The organism is Acinetobacter sp. F16, from assembly GCF_052712855.1.
This window is the reverse complement of sequence record NZ_JBRATK010000005.1, coordinates 139175-160232: the sequence shown is the minus strand read 5'-3', so window position 1 is coordinate 160232 and position 21058 is coordinate 139175. Positions and strand designations below refer to the sequence as shown.

Here is a 21058-nt window from a genome sequence, read left to right as displayed (position 1 = left end):
AGCCTCTTTCGAGGCTTTTTTATGCTTATTTCATTCTATAACGTCGATATAGCCCCAATCCAGCAAGTGCCAATAGACCATAAATACCGAATGATCCACCACCGCCACTGCTTGAGTTAGTGTCTTTTGCTGTATTTTTCAAGGATAATGTTGCCTCATTAGAAATTCCACCATCTGCATCAAAAATTGCATATTGAATTGGATAATCAAACTGGCTAAAACTATTTTTCACCGTAAATTGAATCTTGCCACCGTAGCATTTATCACGGATATAAGCCTCTGGACACGAACCTTCGTGTTCAGCTTTCATGATTAAACCTGCTGGCAATGCAGCAAATCGAATCGGAATATCTTGACCTGCATCATTCTTATGATAAATCGCCTTCGGTTTCGTAATCGTCGATATCGGACCATCACCATCATCGCTGTCATTTTCTAACGGATTTACATTCACGCTTAGATTCTGACTCGCATCCAAAATATAATGATCATCTGTTGCAATAGGCGCAATATTGGTAAAGCTAGTTTGTAAAATGCCTGATGATTGTTGAGATTTTCCGCCTTTTTCTTTAATGGTATATTTACAATATGCACTATTGCCATTTTCTAACAGTGCACCGCTGGTGCGATAAATCATGATGCGTTTGAGATCTGCTTTCCATTCACACTTTAAGTCATCCATTGAACCATTCAGTACCGGCTGACCATCTTTAATGTTGAGTACTCCAATACCAATAACTTTTGTTTCAACATCATAATTTTGCACATTAAATGCTTTAATACGATATTCTTCTTGATTACTGTCCGGCACACGCTCTTCACCTGCTACTGCAAGTTCGAATGGATCAAGATAAATTGCACGATACTTTTGATATTGTTTGGTGTACTTAAGTAGATTTTCAAAATTGGCTAACTCGTCTTTGAAGTCTTCAATATTGTCTTGATCGGTTGTTTCGTCAGCAATAATTTCTTTCAGTTGATCAATATTGGTTTGGTAATAATCCAATTGCGTCACTAAAGATGAATTTTTAAGGTCTGCAATATCCACAGCTGCCAAATTCATTTGTTCAACTGAGCCAATTTCACAAGTATTTTCGAACTCAGGGTTCAATTGCAGTGACAGTTCTTTATTGCGGTTCAGTAGGCGTTGATCGTAATCACTACAACCACTGCTGTTGACATCGACCAAATCTGTTGCAGTTTGATTATTACGCGGATAATACAACGGTAAAAAGTTATTATACGGCGAAGCTGCTGCCAGATTCGACAAGAGTGTCAAAAAACTGCTGGTCGATACATCAATATTTTTCGAGTCATTCGCCGTTGCGTCGAGGCTGCTTTTTGGCAAGCTACACTGATCTGCACCATTACCTAAATTCAGTGCATTTCGACCTAAAACAAACATAATGTTTTCTTTTGGTACACCAGTGTCTGAGAAGTAGCGACATGAGTTTCCGCCTCGGTTAAATGCCAAGACGTTAAACGACATGTATTTGCTACCGCTATCGTCGTATAACAATGTGCTATGTGCTTGGTTTTCAACAATGGTATTACTGGTCAGCTGTATACTGGCATAGGGGCTCAAGCGATCTAGACCATCACTGACCATACGCAAAATGCTGCCACTGTTGGTATTGGCGGTATTCCGCGCGATGGTATTGGTTAAAATTTCAGCTTTTACAGCACCACAAAAATCAAAGGTACTGTTGCTATTTGTAGAACCATTATTGATCACACTGTTGCCATCGAATAATACATATGGCTTGGTATCATCCAAATTTCCGTAGCAGTCCATCGCAATCACACTACCTTTTGGTGCGGTGTTACCCTGAATTAAACTGCCATTAAGCGATATTTTCTTTTCAGTATTCAATGCAACATTGTAAATCGCCCCCCCTGCAACCTCGGCTTTAGAATTGACAATCGCACCATTATTGAAGATTAAATCTCCACCAATTAGTACCGCACCACCCCGACCATTTTGCCCAGCTTGAGTTCCAGCATAACCATTCTCAAGCTGAATATCCTGGAGGGTGAAGCTAATTTCCGTTTTACTTGTGTTAAAGATTCGTGTACGCCCCTCACCACTAATCATGGTTTTAATCCCCTCCAATGCTGGATAGGTCTGGGTTAATTTATTCTTCTCTTTATAGTTTTTACGCGATGCGCCGCTAATTATTACGTTCGATTCAGGCACTAACTCCGAATCTAATTTATATGTACCGGCTTTAAGTTGAATATAGTCTTTTTGACCAAACACCGTATTACCCGGGGTACAGCCACCATAAGCTGCATTTTTTTTCGCCGTGATAATCGCTTCACGAAGTGAACATCCATTGGCATTTTCACCATCTTCGTCTAAGAATGTGGTGACATAAATGGTTCTATCTTCTGCTGCCATCAGTGACATAGCAGACAAAACCATGGCACAGAGCAATCCTTTTTTATAAGTGTGCATCACTTTTCCTTTTTCTTATTTTTTAAAGCGGCGTATACCCACCAGTCCCAATACTGCAAATAAGCCGAACAATCCCAATGCCCCACCCGAGGTTTTTACAGATTTATCTTCAAATTCATTGTTTGGTTCTTGCACCATGTAGGCTTCTAGCACTATATATTTTTTATTTTCATTGAAATGCGTCGATGACGTGACAATCTGCAGGTTAAAAATATCCGCACCATGCCAATTACCATTTGGGGTATAGACCAAGTTACCCTCAATATCCAAAGTCACTATTCCTTTCGACTTTGTCAGCGTTTGATCGATATAAGCACAGCCGTCTTGCCAATCACCACCTGCTGGGTTTTTCATTTTAAGCAAGCTTTCGCATTTTTCTTTTGGATATAAATCACTGTCACCCAAGTATTCTAAAATATTTAGCTTAGCAACTTCGCCCACCTTTAAATCTTGTCCAATACGAGATTTAGAGCTCGGTACAACAATCTCAATCGCGCCGCGGTCACACCAGCTGTTATCAAGCGTACGGTTTAGACCACGCTGATCCATGGATTCACAAAATACTTGGCTGCTATCGATAGCAGTATCTAAACGCCCTTTGTTTAAAATTAAAGTATCAAACATATTTTTTGCACTAAGCAAGATACGTGGACGAATATAACCCAAGAACTGATTTTTAGGCGTGCTGTAAGGACACAGCAATGCATCCGGATCTTCGGTTAAAGATTTACACGTCCCTTCACTGCTGTTGCCTGCAAAGAGCTTATTACCCGACCAAAATTCGTTTGGATATTTGGCATCGCCACTCTTGCATTCTGTGCCAACCAAATTGTTTTGTACTAAGGTTTTATCACCTACGTTAAATTGGCAATTCGTACCGCTACCATTTCCCACCACAATACTGTTGGCAAGATAACCGTAACCTTCTTTTGAATCGAATTGTATCCCTGCCTTATTGCCTACAATCGTCACATTATTTACAGCAATACCATCACGGATATTAATGATATAGCCACTATTATTTAAAAATGTACTATTACTGAGTTTATTTATATTCTTATCGTTTAACAGAGTGACATCAGCAATGGCTTTTTCACTAAAAATATTAGCAGCACCTGAAGTTGTATTGTTGTTTTTAAATACTACACTACTCAATGTAAATGCCGGTCGTTGACTATATAAAACTGCACCTGTAACAGCTGTATTGTTTTCTACAATACTATCAGTGATAGACACTTCGCTAATATAGTTTTGTGTCGCACTACTCTCACCGACATTATAAATTGCACCACCTAAACGTGCATTACCACCCGACAATTTGACATATTGCAAGACTAAACGTTCATTGTTATAAAAAATTCCGCCTTTATCAGCACAAACACTCTTGTTACAGCCTTCAAAACTCACTTCCTTGATGTTAATCAGAGCTAGGTCTTTCGGATCATGGTCAATATTAAAAATTTGATCTTTGCCCGTCATTTTGATGATGGCATTATTCAAACCCGGAACTGCATCTTCAGTCACGGTAGTGTCATAATATGTTTTTAAGGCCAGACTGGCTTTTACATCAACTTTAGCATTGAGAGTATAGGTTTTTTGTTTGTCTAATAGAATCGTTGACAAAGCGTTCTTGCCGCCACAGCCCATATAGCCTGCTTCAGGCATGCCTTTATTGACGTATTCAATGGCTTCTCGCAATGAACATTCACTATCATCTTTGGTGATATCATCTGTAATGGTGACGGTGATTTCTGCACTATAAGCATGTCCTGCTAGACACAGCATCCCTATGCCTATGCTCCGTTTGAGCATACCTTTCTCCTTATATTCTTTTATCTTTTTATTCTGAAATTGCATGTTCCCTGCAATTGCGAATTATTTTGCTGTACTTTGTCACAGCTAGAGTAATTACTCAAGATTTTTTATTGTTTACCGATATTCATCAATTAATGCATAAATTTGTCTTAAATTTGCATGGCTGATTTTTGTTTTTTCACCTTTTAACAGCTGGATTAATTGTTCTAAAGTTTGTAATAAAATAGAGGTTTGATGAGGCCCATGAAGCAACAAATAATCGATAATTTGTTGATCGATGTGAATTCCTCGACGTGTTAATACGGATGTGACTAGTGCATAACGATCTGCATATAAACTCCCTGTCGGCACTTTAACGCTCACCGCTTGAGTCAAACGTGACTGTAAATCCGGAAGTTCAAGCTTCAATTCAATGGGGGCAACACGAGAAGAGAAAACTAACTGCCCTCCACCTTCATTATTATAATTAATTAAATGAAATACTGCTTTTTGCCAATGTGGAACACCACTAATAGCTTCGATATCATCCAATGCCACAAGGTCATATTGATCTAATGAGGTAATGGCTTCAGTTGGCGCATCAAGCAATTCCAGCAAAGAGACTTGAATTGCAGACTTGCCGACCTCTAAATAAGAATCGCAAATAGCAGAAAGCAAGTGGCTCTTACCAGAACCTGCACCACCATACACATAAAAACGGTTTATTAGACCGGCATGAAGCTGTCGGACTGCATCAATTACATGGCCCCAACTTGGACCCGAAAAATCACTAATTCGGGCATCCAGTTGAGGTTCTATATCTAATTGCAGTTGACGCATATATGTGTTTTGACCTTAGGGTTCTTTATTGTCTATCAATTCAATCTTACTCGATTTTTCAGCATCTTGCAGACTTTTTGATTCTTGATTTCTCAACTCAATATCAACATCTACTTGATCCGCCTTAAACGAAATTGATCCTGCTCCCGCCTCTTGTATGACTACAGGAGATTGCCCATATATACGGCTCTTTTCATAACAGTCACGTGCGTGGCGTAACAGCACGACAATAATCGCGGCAACTGGTAAAGCAATCAACATCCCTAAGAAACCAGCAAGTTGTGCACCTGCCAATACCGCAAAGACCACGGCCACTGGAGACAAACCAATTTTATCACCGAGTAAGAAAGGTTGCAGAACATAGCCTTCAACTGCCTGGCCAACCATAAACACCACACCTACCAAAACCAGTTGCATCCAATCAATACCAAACTGGAATAGTGTTGCAATTACAGCGGCTATCATCCCAACAGCAAATCCCAAATAGGGAATAATACTGGCCAATCCCGCAACCATCCCAATAATTAGTCCTACTTCAAGACCAATGATTTGTAAGCCAACTGCATACACCGTACCGAGCAAGAACATCACCAAAAACTGACCTTTCACGAAGGCGCCTAATACGCTGTGACATTCACCTACAATATGTAAAGTACTTTTTTCATAAGGACGAGGAATTAAACGACGCATATTGTCGAGCATACGATCCCAATCTAACAGGAAATAGAATGCAATAATGGGGATCAGAACAACCGTTCCGCCAATCTGGATAAAATTCAGCCCCGATTGCGCAACTTTTAACAGCATTGCCTGAATACTATCTGCGCTATAATTGGTCTGAATATATTCCATGACCACAGTCGACATTTGCTGCGTATCGATTTCCATCGGCTCGACACTAAAAGTTTGCGAGACCCAAGGCAAGAAGGTGTAATTCAACCAGTGAATTCCTGCTGGAATACTGTCTCGCGCATACATCAGCTGTTGCCAAACCAGTGGCACCAGATACCACATGGCCAAGGTCAGAACCACGCCAATACCAACAAAGACAATACTAATGGACAACCAACGTGGCAAACCGATCTTATGAAGTTTATCCACTAACGGGCTAAATAAATAAGCCACCAAAAATGCAGCGACAAAAGGCAATACCACGGGTTTAAGCAAATACAAAACCCAAAGAATTAATGCAATTCCTGAGAGTATAAAAATGCGACGTAAGGTACGATCCACCATGCAAATTCGCCTTTTTTTGGTTTATTCGTTATAGAAAGTAAAATATTTGAATAAAGATAGCATTTTAGCGCATAAATAACATAAGAGTTTCGTATATTCGGGTATAATCGCCGCGCGAATGCGGAGACTTCATTATGAGCAACTCAACTTCCCCAAACACTGGTTTAAGCTATAAAGATGCGGGTGTCGACATTGAAGCGGGCGACGCACTTGTCGATCGAATCAAATCTGTCGCTAAGCGTACCTCACGTCCTGAAGTTATGGGCGGATTAGGCGGCTTCGGCGCTCTTTGTAAAATCCCTAAAGGTTATGAAGAACCTGTTCTCGTATCTGGCACAGACGGTGTTGGTACAAAATTACGTTTAGCCCTCAATTTGAACCGTCATGACACAATTGGTCAAGACTTGGTTGCAATGTGTGTAAACGATCTTCTTGTATGTGGTGCTGAACCATTATTCTTCCTCGACTACTATGCAACTGGTCACTTAAATGTAGATGTTGCTGCAAATGTCGTGACAGGTATTGGTGCAGGTTGTGAGCTTGCAGGCTGTGCATTGGTTGGCGGTGAAACTGCTGAAATGCCGGGCATGTATGAAGGTGAAGATTACGACCTTGCAGGTTTCTGCGTGGGTGTAGTTGAGCAAAGCAAAATTATTGATGGAACCAAAGTTAAAGCTGGTGACGTATTGATTGGTGTGGCGTCTTCAGGTGCACATTCAAACGGCTACTCTTTACTTCGTAAAATTCTAGACGTGAAAAACGTTGATTTAACACAAATCGTGGATGGTCGCCCACTTGCCGATGTTGCAATGGAACCTACACGCATTTATGTAAAACCATTGCTCCAGCTTTGCAAGGAAGTTGATGTCCACGCTATGGCGCACATCACGGGTGGCGGTTTACCGGGGAACTTGCCTCGCGTACTTCCAAACGGTGCTCAGGCTGTCGTGAATGAAGCATCTTGGGAATGGCCAGAGTTGTTCAAACTTCTTCAACGTGAAGGTGGTGTTGAACAACATGAAATGTACCGTACATTTAACTGTGGCGTAGGCATGGTAATTGTTGTTGATGCGCAAGATGCTGACAAAACTGTTGAATTGTTAACAAGCCTTGGCGAAAAAGCATGGACAATGGGTCATATCCAGGACAATGCTGAATCTGTTGCCGGCGCTGATGAAAAGATTCGCGTAATTTTTGCATAAAGAACTGCACATGATCAAAATTGCTGTCCTTGTTTCAGGCAGTGGAAGTAACTTGCAAGCCCTGATTGATGCCAATCTGTCAGGTCAAATTGTTGGGGTCATTTCCAATAAGCCTGAAGCTTATGCGTTAGAACGTGCGAATAAAGCAGGTATTCAAACTGCTGTTATTGAACACAAGCAATATCCAAACCGTGAAGCTTTTGACGATGTGATGCATCAGCAATTGCTGGACTGGAATGTGGATTTGGTGGTTCTTGCAGGCTTTATGCGCATTTTAAGTGCCAAGTTTGTCAAAGCATGGGAAGGGAAAATGCTCAACATCCACCCTTCTCTGTTGCCAAATTACAAAGGCATGCATACCCATCAACGTGTACTTAACACAGGTGACGTTTTGCATGGCTGTACAGTTCACTATGTGACTGCTGAGCTGGATGCCGGTCAGGCGCTTGCTCAAGGGGTGCTAAAAGTAAATATGCATGATGATGTAAATACTTTAGCCAATCGCGTGCATGTACTTGAACATGTCATCTACCCACAAGTGGTGGAATGGATTTGTTCAGAAACTATTCAACATACTGAACAAGGTGTGTTGTACCGTGGTCAAGCAATGCAGGAACCAGTTCAATTTTGTAAGTTTTAAAACCGAATTTCACAAATAAAAAACGCATCCCAGGATGCGTTTTTTATTTGTGAAATATAGTGATTAATCTGGTGCTTGAATCAGCTGTTTAACCAAGTTAACCACTTCAACCGGATGCTCCAGCGGGAACATATGCCCCCCTTTAAATACCTCAAAAGGAATATCAAATTTCTTCTGAACTTGCTGTGGAAACTTGCGTTCCAGAAAAGGTCCCTTCTCAGCTACCACCAAATGTACAGGTACCTGTGGCTTAACTTGAGGCAACCACCAGAGCGATGGATTGGTTCTAAAGATATCAACTTCATCCATTTTAGCAATGGTCAGCTCTACGCCACCACGCAATGAATCATCCTTCAAGGCATGATCGATATAGGCCTGAAAACAGTCTGCTTCAAAGTGTTGATAAAAACCTTTTGGTCTTAATAGTTCTGCAGCCTGTTCACGAGATTGCCAATGATCGCGACGGCGCTTGGACAAACCTGCTGGAGACATTTTGTCCAATGCTTTGAGCTTAAACAGCTTCGCCACATGTAAGGCAAAAGCCTCCTTACCCATGATCATTGGTGGGTCAAGCATGATCACCTGACTAAACAGCTCAGGGCGTTTTAAGGCCGCCTGAAAGGTCAGCACAGAACCCAGTGAATGCCCAAGTCCGATCACCGGCCGACCGTGGGCTTGACGTACAATACTATCAATGACTTGATTGGTCAGGCTGTGCCAATGGTTATCTATGGGATAGCGCTTATCCGGCCCAAGCAGTGGCACATAAATAACGTCGTATTCATCTTTCAGTAAATCAAATAGCTTTTGATAGACTTTTGAAGGCACGCCATTGGCGTGCGCAAAATGGATCAGTGGCTTCATTGTAATTTGGTCGTTTGTTCAGATTGGACTTGTTGTGAAAGTGAAGTTGCAAAACCTTGACCAATCGCACTTCCCATACGACCAAGTACAGAATCAAAAGGACTATATTCAATGGTGTAATTAACTGCTTTTTCCAGTTTTAGTTCGCGCTTCAGCGTATTTAAGCTACCGGTACGATCTGCAATACCCAATTTCACTGCCTGATCGCCGGTCCAGAATAAACCAGAGAATATTGCCGGATCTTGAGATTTCAGCTTCTTGCCACGACCCTGTTTTACCGCATTGATAAAATGGTCATGTACATTATCAAGCACGCCTTGCACATGTGCTTTTTGTCCAGCATCAACCGGTTGAGTCATGGAAAGTAGGGCTTTGTTTTCACCTGAAGTCATGGTGCGATCTTCTACACCAAGCTTTTGCATTAAGCCATTCACACCGTAGTTCGGCATAATCACACCAATAGACCCAACCAGGCTTGATGGATTAACAATAATTTCATCGGCAGCAGAAGCGATGTAATACGCACCTGAGGCACCCGTATCACCAATCACTGCATAGAGTTTTTTACCGGTATGTTCTTTTTTCAAATATTGAATTTCTTGCCAGATTTCATCGGACTGAACCGGTGAGCCCCCTGGTGAGTTAATATTTAAAACGACAGCTTTACTTTGTTTGTTTTCAAAGGCTTTCTTTAATGCCTTGACTGTAGCAGTGCTATTGACACTTTGCTTGTCTGCGGCAATGGTGCCAATAATATCTACCACAGCAATATGCGAGCTGGTCGTTGCCGTTGCATCTGTGGATGAGGTACTGCAACTTTTCCCCAATACCACTAAAATAAACAGGATATAAGCAAAAGTTAGAAATTTAAAAAAGATTCCCCAACGACGTGCCCGGCGCTGCTCTTCTACAGAAGCTAAAACGGCTTTTTCTAAAATATGCCATTCTTTGCCCGTGATGTTTTGTGAGTTATGTGGTGTATTCTGAACTTCATTTTCTGGTTTTGGCGGCCAATCGGACATGCAAAATAATCCAAGGATGAGTTAAATTGGACTCATTATATACACTGAATCATAGAAATCTGCCTAAACAATCTATTTTCGCCTATAATATTTGCACTTTTTGACTCTTTATATACATTGACGATAGGCAATGACTGACAATACTCCAACGGATAGTACATACCGCTTATTGAAATTCATAAGCCGGCAACCGATTCAAATTTCTAGATTCGTCGCTCGAATGTTAGCTGGGCTGGTCAATTTTCTAAAAATGTCAAAAACCTCAAATACGATTCGTCTTAATCTTCAGATTGCTTTGCCAGAATTAAGCGCTGAACAACATGAGAAGATTATTCCAAAGGCAATTCATAACGAGCTAACCTCATATTTCGAATTTTTTAGTATCTGGGGTGCAGATAATACTAAAAATATTGCACGGATCCATTCAATTAGCGGTGAACAGCTACTTCATGAGGCACTCAAGGCACCTGAAGGCCTGGTACTGATTGTCCCGCATTTTGGCACATGGGAAATTATGAATGCCTATTTGGCCCAATTCACCCAAATGACCATTCTGTATAAACCGGTCAAAAATGAATCTGCCGATCAATTTGTACGGGCAGCCCGCAGTCGTGAACAGGCCCATTTGGTTCCGACCGATGAATCCGGGGTAAGACAAATTTTTAAGGCCTTAAAACAAGGCGGTACCACCGTAATTTTGCCAGACCATACCCCGAATATGGGTGGAGAAATGATTCCTTATTTCGGGATTCCGCTGGCCAGCAGTAATTTAAGCGCCAAACTGATTCAGAAAACCAAGGCCAAAACTTTATTTTTATATGCACTGCGGAATGACAATCAGGGTTTTGATATGCACATTGAGGCAATCGATGAGCGTATTTATCAAGGCAATGCCAATCAGGGTACCGGTGTCATTTTAGCAGCCATCGAAAATTTAATCCGTCGTTATCCAGAGCATTATCACTGGAGTTATAAGCGCTTTAAAGCCAACCCTGAACTAGATCGGGTTTATCATTTAAATACAGAAGAAGCGCTAAAACGGGTTGCCGAAGTTCGCGCGAAAGCAATTCAGCCCGAGATCGCTTAAGGCTTTAACCATTGCCGTGAATCACGTTCAAATTCAATCGCCATGATGTTTTTGTGTTTGGAAAATCGAATACTGCCCTGTTTTAGCGTGGTAAGTAACGGAATGTTTAATTCTTTTAATCGTGATTCAACCACGACGCTTGGATGTCCATACCGATTGTTAAAGCCTGCTGATGCCACGGCCAGTTTGGGATTTAACTGCTTTAGAAAATGATAGGCAGAACTATGTCGACTGCCATGATGTCCCAACACCAACACATCGACTTTTAAGTCTGGATAATCCTGTAAAATCTGATATTCGGTTGGCCAGCCAGCATCTCCCATCAATAAAAAATTTTGATAAGGCTGCGCATTTTTGACCTGCAAATAAACCACACAGGACATTTCATTTTTTTCATCTTTGGCATTTGCCAGCTGCTCAGCTTTGGGTGATAAGACTGTAAAATCGACTCGATCGCTCCATTGCCACTTTTGACCTTGATGACAATAATCAAACTGGCTGGAACCAGCGACCTCAACCTGTTCATTTGAATATATCTTTTTAATGGGTAAATCATGTTTGACCGACTCATAAGCGCCTTTATGATCCTGATCCAGATGGGTCAAAATCAGTTGATTCAATTCACTGACACCCTTCACCGATAAAAATGGCAAGATGATTTGCTTGCCCACGCTAAATTTAGCTTCATCATAATTTCCACCGGTATCAATCATCAATGTCTGTTCTTGATCACGGACAAAAATGGCTTGACCTTGTCCCACATCCAGTACCGTTAACTCAAATTCATTTTTAGTGGAATCGATCATTATTAAAGGAACAAAGCATAATACCGACCAGGTTTTTGGTAGCACGCCACGCGGTAAAAATAGAATGATTAACCCCAAACATAAACTGAGCAACATCCAGAAGTTCATGGCAACCGGTTGTAGTGCAGGTGAAAAAAGCTGATCTAAAAGCTGCATAAAAATAAGCAAGACTGAAAGGCACCCATCATTGATTTGAAAAATCAGACTTCCCAAAGGCTCAAAAATGAAATAACACAACGCTGCAATCACATCCAAGGGAACAATCACCATACCAATCCAGGGAATGGCAAATAAATTGCTCAAAGGCGTAATCCATGCCACCTGTTTAAAGAAAATCAGCATGAGTGGAAACAGCGCCAAAAATATTTTCCATTGCGATTCGATTAAAATTTTAACTTGAATCTTGATTGCTTGAGTCCTGGTCTTGATTTCTTCAGCATGGCTTTGCTGCACAGTTTGATATATGCGTAACAGCACAAAGCACGCGCCATAAGACAGCCAGAATGCAGCTGATAAAATACTAAACGGATCGAATATCAGTAAAATAGACGCACTTAACAGCAAAATATTTAAGGCTTGAACCTTTTGTTTTAACAGTACCAATGCACTGATCAACAGGCATGTAAGCAAAGTTCTAAGCGCGGGAATTTCAAAGCCCACAAAAGCACAATACAACATTACACAAATACAAAAAGGCACAATCAGCAGATACTGTTTTGGCCACTTTAAATACGCTTGCGGACAATAGCGGCAAATCAGTTGATGTAAGCTCCAGCATAGCAATAATGCAAAAATCAGCACATGCGGTCCTGATATTGCCAGCAAATGGCTCATGCCAAAGCGTTGAAAGAACTGTTCTGTTTCAGGTTTGAGTAAGCTTTTATCCCCCGTTAATAAAGCCAAAAGTAAGCCTTTATGCTTGACGGGCTGCTGATCAATAAAATTGCGTAGCGCTAAGCGTTGCTGTTCCATCCACAGCTGGATCCGATTAGAAAATGAATGCTGCTGTCTGACATACCGGCCATAACCCAAAGCAGAAATGTCCTGTTCAGGCAGTTTGTGTAACGATGTTACTTTAAAACCCGACATGATATTTTGCTGGAGATACCATTGCTCTTGATCAAAGACACCTTGCGTTGCATAGCTATGCGCCGGTAGAAGCTTCCCCTGCAAGCGGTAATATTGACCCAGTTCAAGTACAGGCTGATGATGAGCATCTATTTCATGTTTTAAAAATGCCTGCCATTGCACAACTTGAGCATGTCGATTTAGCACCTGTATTTTTTGTTGTATGGATGACTCACCCAATTCATTGAGGTTTTTAACATAGGCAACCACTTCAACGTGCTCAGCCTGCTTTTCCCGAAACTGTAAACGGTCATTCAGTTGATGCTCAGCATAGTTATAGCCAAGGCTAATACCCAGACTGAACCCAATACAGAACTGTAAAAATTTGAACCACAAAGAATGAACGGGTTTTAAAACAGTCAGCTTTAAAAGCCAAGACAGGATGAAAAGAGCAATACAAGGCAGCATTAAGGACTGCAAGATCAGGAAAGTTTTTCCCATACAGGCAATGCCGATGACCCAGCCTAAACACATTAATTGAATCATAATTTTTATAATATTTTTTATTTTGCGCAATATTAAAGCCCACCGCAGTGAGCTTCAATCAATTTTTCAATTTAGCGATCAGTGTCTAAGCATCAATCCAGACCCCATCTTGCATATGCAAAATGGAATCGCCGGCTTGAGCCAATTGTTCATCATGCGTCACAATCAGCATCGCCATATTAAACTCACTGCGTAATTCGCTCAGCAGTTCAAAAATTTTCACTGCAGTTTTGCGGTCCAGATTACCCGTCGGTTCATCCGCCAGCATCAGTTCAGGTTTCGCCACCAAAGCCCGGGCCAAAGCCACACGCTGACGTTCACCACCAGACAGCTCGCCCGGTTTATGGGTCATACGGTGCGACAATCCAACACGATTCAGCAAGTATTCTGCCTGCTCCTTGGATTGCTTATAGGTCGTACCGGCGCGCAGCATCAGCGGCATTGCAACATTTTCCAAGGCAGTAAATTCGGGCAATAGATGATGGAACTGGTACACAAAACCCAAATGCTGATTACGCAAATAACCACGCTCAGCTTCACCCAAAGTATCAAAGCGCTTATCGTTTAAAAAGACTTGTCCTGCTGTCGGGCAATCGAGACCACCCAACACATGCAACAAGGTACTTTTACCCGAACCGCTTGAACCGACAATCGAAATAAACTCGCCTGCTTTGACTTGTAAAGACAAATCTTTAATCACTTCTACAGTGGTTTTTCCATCGGTAAAACTTTTCGAGATATTCTTCGCTTCGAGGACAATATTACTCATAACGCAAGGCCTCTGCAGGTTGAGTTTTTGCAGCACGGAAAGCTGGATAAATCGTGGCAAGGAAACTTAGAAGTAATGATAAACAAACAATCACCACTACATCTTGCCAGCGCAAATAAGACGGCAAGTAATTAATAAAGTAGGCATCAAACAGGTTCAAACCAAATGTGGTATTGAGCCAGCCAATCACACTACTAATACTTGAGGCAAAAATAATCCCGAGAATGGCACCAGAAACCGTACCAATCACCCCAATGATGGTTCCCTGTACCATAAAAATTCGGGTGATAGTTGCAGGTGAAGCACCAAGGGTTCGTAGAATCGCAATGTCAGATTTCTTGTCGGTGACCACCATGACCAGTGATGACACGATATTAAATGCAGCCACCAAAACAATCAGGAATAGCAGCAAGCTGACCATGGCTTTTTCCATCTGAATGGCACTGAACAAATTACCATGGGTAAAGGTCCAGTTCGATGCATAGAAATTGCTTGGCAAGTCTTTGACAATGTCATCCGCCACTTCAGGTGCAAGGAAGATATCATCCAGTTTTAAACGGACACCTTGGGCACCATCAGGCAAGCGCAACAAGGTCGAAGCATCATTCAAGGCAATATAGCCCATCATTGAATCAACTTCTGCACCAATACTAAAGATCCCGACAATTTTAAAACGCTTGAAGCGCGGTACTACACCGGCCGGTGAAGGCGTCGCTTCAGGCAGTACCAAGGTAATATTGTCATTTAAGCCCAAGCCCAGTGAATCAGTCATTTGTTTACCTAAAACAATGCCAAATTCACCTTTTTTCAGGCTATCAATACTACCTTCAACCATGTGGTTTTGAATGATCGAAACTTTCTTTTCGTATGAAGGTTCGATCCCTGTCACCATGATTCCGGCCACTTGTCCTTGCGCTGTAAGCATCCCCTGTAATTGGGTAAATGGTGCTACGCCTTTGACATGCTCATGTTGTTCAACTTTTTTTGCAAGTTCAGGCCAATTTGTTAAAATTTGTGTTGAAGAAACAGTCGCTTGAGGTATCATTCCTAAGACGCGGTTTTTCAGTTCTCGGTCAAAGCCATTCATCACAGATAAGACTGTAATAAGTACGGCTACACCTAATGTGAGACCGATCATAGAAACCAGAGCAATAAAAGAAATAAAGTGGTTACTACGCCGTGCGCGAGTATATCTCAACCCTATGTACAGCGAGATTGGTTTAAACATACCATTTAGTCCGAGGAATAATTATGGAAAATTCACAGCATCAAAGCGGCAACATGGAACGTCGCGTTATGTCGCGTATAGATGCTGCCTTGCGAATTAATTATCAGATTATTTCTGATGATGTCGCTTTTAATGACCCTTATGATCCTAACTTTGTGCTGCCACGCTATTTTCTACTACTCGCAGAATTAGATCAATTTGATCACGCAATAAACTACGAATTAGAACAATTATCTGAAAGAGATCAACAAATTGCTCGAATCTTATCCTTATTCAATCAAAAATTAAACCTTATTACCGGTTCTTTGTACGATGCAATTGTACAATCCATGTTACCTATCCCGGAAAATGTCAATTTCTCAGAAACCGGATTCAGTTTCTTTAATGAGCATCCAATTCAGGAAGGAACCTATGTTCATGTGACCTTAAGCCACCCTGAAAACTTCTTTCATATCGCGGCAACTGCACAAGTGGTGTATAGCCGAGCTGAAGACAATGGTAAATTCCGCACAGGTGCTTATTTCATTACCTTACATCCACAAGACCGGGTGAAATTGAGCGAATGTATTACCGTGAGCAAGACCAAGGATTAAAAATTTAAGGCTTGGATTTAATCTTGTGGGCGAGCTTACGACTCGCCTGAAGGTCACGGTAAAAATAGACAAATAAACCAAACAATAAAATAAATGCACCGACAAAAACCATTGCAGACAATGATTCGTTATTCAGTACCGCGCCAATAAATAAGGCAATCATGGGGGTCATCACCGTGGTTAATGACAAGGTCGTGGCTTGAATATTTTGCACCAGTTTGAAATAGCAGAACATCGCAATTAATGATGCCATTACTACTGCATAAAGCAGTGCGAATAATGACTTGGCATTTGGAATATGAGTAGGTGCATATTGCCAGATAAAAGGCACAATACAGATTGCAGCCACCGTGGAAACAAATATGGAACCGGTTGCCTGTGCCACCGGATCAACATCTGCATTGACCTTCTTCACCCAAAAAATCGATAAGGCATAAGTAAATACACTGAGCAACATGAGGCCTATACCGATCGGGTTGACATGCTGATTTTCACCGCCAAAACAGATAATGGCCAAGCCTGCAACTGCAATGAACATGCCCAGCCACTGTAAGCGGCTTAGGCTCTGTTTAAAGCCAAAGCGTCCAATCAAACCTGCCATAATGGGTGCCAGACCAAACATCAGCGCAATAATGCCTGAGCTTAGATAGCTTGTCGCAATATAAGTAAAAATCTGCGATCCCATTAAACTAAATGACCCGGCCAAATAGCTATGCCATGAATTTTGATCTGTGGGAAATTTGACCTTTAAAATGAGCATTAACGCGATTGCGAGTGGCAAGGCAATAAAGAACCGCAGCACCAATGCCCACATTAAATGCAGGTCAGAGACACTCCACACAATCGCCAATGGCGTGGTGGCCCAAATAAATACCAATAAGGCATAAGTTGAAACAATATTGGCTTTAGAAGGCATACGGGGCTCGGCTTAAGGTGCAGTTTTGCGTTTCTGTTTCTGGATGGTTTGATCGAGTGAACTGGAAAATTCACGTTTATCACGTTCAGAAATTGGCGGTGGCCCACCAGTGTTGACCCCTGCTCCGCGTAATGAGTCCATAAAATCACGTAAATGCAGACGGGCTTTGACATTCGCCGTGGTATACACCTCACCGCGCGGATGAATCGCAATCCCACCCTTTTCAATCACCAAAGCCGCAAGCGGAATATCTTGCGTCATCACGATATCATGCTCTTTCATGCGATCTATAATTTCTTTATCAGCCGCATCCGCCCCACTCATGACCTGAATGGAATTGATTCGAACTGAAGGCGTGATGCCTACATTTTGATTGGCGACAAAAGTGACTTCTAACTGATAACGGTCTGAAGCACGAATAATGACTTCACGTAGAATTTTAGGCAATGCATCGGCATCGACCCAAAGTTTAAATGGCAGCACACAGCATCCATAGCAAGAAAATATTAACACCTAGTTTAGCAAATTCATGTGACAAGAGGATGGATAAATCCATTGAGTCAATTTCCTGCTTTGAATTTGAATGAGATGACCCTGGTTCTTATACACAAATGAATCATTCATGTTTCGCTTAAACTGGCTATTTAGCCCATTTCTCATACTTTGATGGTTAAATTTAGCCCGATGACTTGAAATTTTGAAATAACCCTCGATTTAATAGATAAATACAACCCAACATCAATTGTGAATATGAAAAATCAAAATAGTCCAGAAATTATCACCATTGAAGATCAGAACTTTGGCAGCCATGTTGAACACTGGAACTTACTCACAGACAATCCAACGACAGACGTGCCAAAGTGGCTTGGTTTAGCGCTGAATTCACCGGTTATGCCCATGGGTCTATGTCCTCAAGAATGTGACATGGATGAAAGCACATGGCTAATTCAAGGACCCAAGAAAGCAGCGGTGCAAATCAATCAAGTGATTGCGGTTGAAAACAACAAGCCACAAGCTGTGAAAACCGCATTTCCAAGTTTCGAAGGCCCCTATAAAGTCGCGGCTAAAGTTGAGCGAATTATTAGCTGTAAATCAAATACCCAGGCTGTTTTACGCTTGAACCTCGGTGCAAATACCATTGTTTATGCCTTTGATGCCCTGTATAGCGTTAATCACGGGCACTATGAAAAAGGTCAAACCTATCTTGCCCAGTTAAATGCATGGGCTTATGAACTGGAAGCGGTTTCAGACCATGAGCAACTGGTGGTTGATGATCCTGCCTCAATCAAACATCACCGGGCTTTAAACGATATCTTGGCGGCCAATGACGGCGTTGCCCCTGCCAATTTACAAGAGCAAATTGATGCCTGGGAGCCGAAGTCGGAAGATGACAAAGAACCTGTCACTGTCGATTTCTCAAAAATGGTGGCCTATCTGTACGGCGAAAATATGGGCCAAGAAGATGAAGCCTGGTTCCAGGGCAATATTGTCGGTAAAACGTCCATGTCGTTTATGGATCAAGACTACACGCTTTATGACGTTGCCTTAATTCATGATGAAAATCAGGAAGCGACGCTGATCCGCATTGCGACCAAGAATGAAGCCAATCAAGACTTTCAGATTGGGCAATTTATTCGAGGCAATCTGTGGATTCAAGTCAATATTCATTCTAAACAACAGTAAGCTATAAACAGCAGCTGAATATGAGGATCATCAATTCTCCAATTGAGCTGCTGTTTTATTTCCATTTTTTATTATCTCGTTTCAACTTGCATTTTAAATTTATCCACAGCTCAACATTATATTTAACGTTTTTAAATTCAAAATAAAATGCACTTATCCACAATTTAAATTCAAAACTTTATATTTTTAAAATATATTCGTGATTATATTGAAGTGGTTACTTTTTAATCGTTTTATGCAGTTCAAGCCTTGATGGATAAGAAGCCTAGAATAAATGCGATATTTATTTCAATAAAATAAATATTTTAATTACATATTTTTATTTAGTACTTTATTTAATCAATTTTTTATGATAAAAATGCGAATTAGAAATAGGAATTAACGATAAATAAATCGGAATCGAGCTTTCCATGAAAATCGTGCAAGAAGAAAATATACAGCAAGTTGAACATCAACTTGGAAAACGCTTCCAGTTAGATAACATTTCATGCTTATTTTTTGTATTAGGTATGTTTATGTCTGCCTATATTTTGCATCAGTTTATTCTTTAATCTTATTTTAATAGCTTATTTTCAACAGACCGGTTTAAACAAAACTAATTTAACTCATAAAAATTTTACTCAATAAAAAGCCCATCATGTGATGGGCTTTTTTAGCTTTAAGGCTTAACCGTTGCGTTTGGCAAAGTCATCCATAAAGTTAACTAAAGCTTGTACGCCCTCTAAAGGCACGGCGTTATAAATACTTGCACGCATACCACCCACTGAACGGTGACCTGCCAAATTAACAAGATGATTTTGCTCAGCTTCTTTCAGGAATAATTTATCTAGATCTGCATTTGCCAAAGTAAACGGCACGTTCATGATTGAACGGTTTTGTTCCGCAATTGGATTTGCGTAGAAATCACTCGCATCGATATAACCATAAAGCAATTTGGCTTTTTCAAGGTTTACTTTGTGAATGGCTTCAACACCACCATTTTCAAGTAACCATTCAAATACCAAGCCAGACAGGTACCAAGCATAAGTTGATGGTGTATTCACCATTGAATCATTCTTCGCTTGCGCAGAATATTTCAAAATACTTGGAATTTCAGGTTTCGCCTGATCAAGCAAATCTTCACGGATAATCACTAAAGTCAGGCCGGCAGGACCAATATTCTTTTGCGCGCCTGCATAGATTAGACCAAACTTAGACACATCAATCGGTGCTGAAAGGATGCTTGAAGATAAATCAGAAACCAATGGCGCATTCACGTCCGGAATGCCTGCAAACTGAATACCGCCGATGGTTTCGTTATCTGCATAATGCACATAAGCCGCATCATTGGATAAGTTCCATTGGCTTTGATCAGTAATAGCTAATTTACCGTTAATGCTGGTGCCCGCTTCCACAACATTAATGTCGCCATAGCGTTGTGCTTCTTTAAGCGCTTTTTCAGACCAGATTCCGGTATGAATATAATCTGCTTTATTATTTTTGCCTAAAAGGTTTAAAGGAATTGCAGAGAATTGAAGTGAAGCACCACCCTGCAAGAACAACACTTTGTAGTTCTCTGGGATGTTCATCAATTTGCGTAAATCTGCTTCTGCTTTTTCTGCCACAGCAACATAGTCACTACTACGGTGACTCATTTCCATGATCGAAAGACCTTTGCCATGCCAATCGAGCATTTCAGCTTGGGCTTTTTCTAAAACGGCAGTCGGTAATGCAGCAGGGCCAGCACAGAAATTGTACGCGCGCATGATTTTTCCTTTCAAAGTGAAACACAATAAAATAACGGCATTTAACCACAGATAGCCTGTGCTTGCAGTAAATTATCCTGAAAATATTTCAATGCTGTCGGACGTTTAAAGTCAAAACTTCAATAAAGGTCTATCGTTATTTTCCATTTGATGAGGTCATTAAACCGGTTTATCCACGATTAAATAACTGACTGTACGAGCAATTAAATGAAAAATCGTACTAAAAATCACAATAATGGTATGAATAAAAACACCCCAAAATAGATAAAGAGTAACTCGTTCCTGCGTAGCCAAGACAAATCCATTTGGGCTTCATACTCATTTTTTGTGGTTTTAAATTGGCAATTGCAAAGTGACTCTGCGTATCCATCCAATTTCAGATTTCCGCATTCTCTAAATTAGAATTGGCTCAACCACGTCACTATGCCGAACTTTATTCGTATTCGCTCACCGTATTTTCATCGCATGATTGAGTGAGGCCATTCTCGTTTTAATTTTAAATAGCCCTTAATATACAATTGCATATTAAACAATACAGTTACTAACTATAAAGACATCTTA

At 41.0% G+C, this 21058-nt stretch carries 18 protein-coding genes; 6 read left to right on the top strand and 12 right to left on the bottom strand.

Annotation, left to right across the window (positions count from 1 at the left end; all coding sequences use genetic code 11):
* Positions 1-25 precede the first annotated feature (25 nt).
* The 4 genes from ACU0NF_RS04930 to cxpE form a co-directional block, all read right to left on the bottom strand.
* On the bottom strand, positions 26-2458 hold the full coding sequence (locus ACU0NF_RS04930; protein ID WP_445660326.1) for a CSLREA domain-containing protein: 2433 nt from the start codon (positions 2456-2458) through the stop codon (positions 26-28).
* 15 nt (positions 2459-2473) lie between these two features.
* A complete protein-coding gene (gene rbtA, locus ACU0NF_RS04925; RefSeq protein WP_445660325.1) occupies positions 2474-4270 on the bottom strand; it encodes a rhombotarget A in 1797 nt (598 codons plus the stop codon).
* 117 nt (positions 4271-4387) lie between these two features.
* Positions 4388-5092, bottom strand: coding sequence for a DnaA regulatory inactivator Hda (gene hda / locus ACU0NF_RS04920; protein WP_131268040.1), 705 nt, complete (start codon positions 5090-5092; stop codon positions 4388-4390).
* 15 nt (positions 5093-5107) lie between these two features.
* Positions 5108-6328 (bottom strand): chloramphenicol efflux transporter CxpE, encoded by a 1221-nt coding sequence (gene cxpE, locus ACU0NF_RS04915; RefSeq protein WP_445660324.1) that lies wholly within the window; start codon positions 6326-6328, stop codon positions 5108-5110.
* A 134-nt stretch (positions 6329-6462) separates the two neighbouring features.
* On the opposite strand from cxpE, the gene purM reads away from it, so the two are divergent.
* Both purM and purN read left to right on the top strand, forming a co-directional pair.
* Entirely contained in the window at positions 6463-7530 is a 1068-nt protein-coding gene (gene purM, locus ACU0NF_RS04910) for a phosphoribosylformylglycinamidine cyclo-ligase (protein ID WP_445660323.1), read from the top strand.
* Between the two features lie 10 nt (positions 7531-7540).
* A complete protein-coding gene (gene purN, locus ACU0NF_RS04905; RefSeq protein WP_445660322.1) occupies positions 7541-8170 on the top strand; it encodes a phosphoribosylglycinamide formyltransferase in 630 nt (209 codons plus the stop codon).
* A 63-nt stretch (positions 8171-8233) separates the two neighbouring features.
* Here the strand turns inward: purN and ACU0NF_RS04900 are convergent, their stop codons facing one another.
* Both ACU0NF_RS04900 and sppA read right to left on the bottom strand, forming a co-directional pair.
* Positions 8234-9034 (bottom strand): alpha/beta fold hydrolase, encoded by an 801-nt coding sequence (locus tag ACU0NF_RS04900; RefSeq protein WP_445660321.1) that lies wholly within the window; start codon positions 9032-9034, stop codon positions 8234-8236.
* Entirely contained in the window at positions 9031-10056 is a 1026-nt protein-coding gene (gene sppA / locus ACU0NF_RS04895; protein ID WP_284067033.1) for a signal peptide peptidase SppA, read from the bottom strand. Before sppA ends, ACU0NF_RS04900 begins: the two co-directional genes overlap by 4 nt.
* A gap of 130 nt (positions 10057-10186) precedes the next feature.
* Here sppA and ACU0NF_RS04890 point away from each other — a divergent pair, with 130 nt between their 5' ends.
* A complete protein-coding gene (locus tag ACU0NF_RS04890) occupies positions 10187-11143 on the top strand; it encodes a lysophospholipid acyltransferase family protein (protein ID WP_445660320.1) in 957 nt (318 codons plus the stop codon).
* Here the strand turns inward: ACU0NF_RS04890 and ACU0NF_RS04885 are convergent.
* From ACU0NF_RS04885 to ACU0NF_RS04875, 3 genes are all read right to left on the bottom strand, one after another.
* Positions 11140-13563: a DNA internalization-related competence protein ComEC/Rec2 gene (locus tag ACU0NF_RS04885; protein WP_445660319.1), complete on the bottom strand. Its 2424-nt coding sequence runs from the start codon at positions 13561-13563 to the stop codon at positions 11140-11142. The two genes, ACU0NF_RS04890 and ACU0NF_RS04885, sit on opposite strands and share 4 nt — an antisense overlap.
* Positions 13564-13648: 85 nt before the next feature.
* Positions 13649-14332 (bottom strand): lipoprotein-releasing ABC transporter ATP-binding protein LolD, encoded by a 684-nt coding sequence (lolD, locus tag ACU0NF_RS04880; protein ID WP_131382942.1) that lies wholly within the window; start codon positions 14330-14332, stop codon positions 13649-13651.
* Positions 14325-15560 (bottom strand): lipoprotein-releasing ABC transporter permease subunit, encoded by a 1236-nt coding sequence (locus ACU0NF_RS04875; RefSeq protein WP_131268048.1) that lies wholly within the window; start codon positions 15558-15560, stop codon positions 14325-14327. Before ACU0NF_RS04875 ends, lolD begins: the two co-directional genes overlap by 8 nt.
* A gap of 23 nt (positions 15561-15583) precedes the next feature.
* Between ACU0NF_RS04875 and ACU0NF_RS04870 the strand changes: the two genes are divergently transcribed.
* On the top strand, positions 15584-16153 hold the full coding sequence (locus ACU0NF_RS04870) for a PilZ domain-containing protein (RefSeq protein WP_445660318.1): 570 nt from the start codon (positions 15584-15586) through the stop codon (positions 16151-16153).
* A gap of 4 nt (positions 16154-16157) precedes the next feature.
* Here ACU0NF_RS04870 and ACU0NF_RS04865 read toward each other — a convergent pair whose 3' ends face one another.
* Both ACU0NF_RS04865 and ACU0NF_RS04860 read right to left on the bottom strand, forming a co-directional pair.
* A complete protein-coding gene (locus ACU0NF_RS04865) occupies positions 16158-17069 on the bottom strand; it encodes a DMT family transporter (RefSeq protein WP_131382944.1) in 912 nt (303 codons plus the stop codon).
* A gap of 12 nt (positions 17070-17081) precedes the next feature.
* On the bottom strand, positions 17082-17552 hold the full coding sequence (locus tag ACU0NF_RS04860) for a YaiI/YqxD family protein (RefSeq protein ID WP_131268051.1): 471 nt from the start codon (positions 17550-17552) through the stop codon (positions 17082-17084).
* 267 nt (positions 17553-17819) lie between these two features.
* Here ACU0NF_RS04860 and ACU0NF_RS04855 point away from each other — a divergent pair, with 267 nt between their 5' ends.
* Both ACU0NF_RS04855 and ACU0NF_RS04850 read left to right on the top strand, forming a co-directional pair.
* On the top strand, positions 17820-18752 hold the full coding sequence (locus tag ACU0NF_RS04855) for a hypothetical protein (protein ID WP_445660317.1): 933 nt from the start codon (positions 17820-17822) through the stop codon (positions 18750-18752).
* Positions 18753-19162: 410 nt separating this feature from the next.
* A complete protein-coding gene (locus ACU0NF_RS04850; RefSeq protein WP_165494424.1) occupies positions 19163-19303 on the top strand; it encodes a hypothetical protein in 141 nt (46 codons plus the stop codon).
* Positions 19304-19417: 114 nt separating this feature from the next.
* Here ACU0NF_RS04850 and serC read toward each other — a convergent pair whose 3' ends face one another.
* Positions 19418-20497 (bottom strand): 3-phosphoserine/phosphohydroxythreonine transaminase, encoded by a 1080-nt coding sequence (serC, locus tag ACU0NF_RS04845; RefSeq protein ID WP_131268053.1) that lies wholly within the window; start codon positions 20495-20497, stop codon positions 19418-19420.
* Positions 20498-21058: the final 561 nt, after the last annotated feature.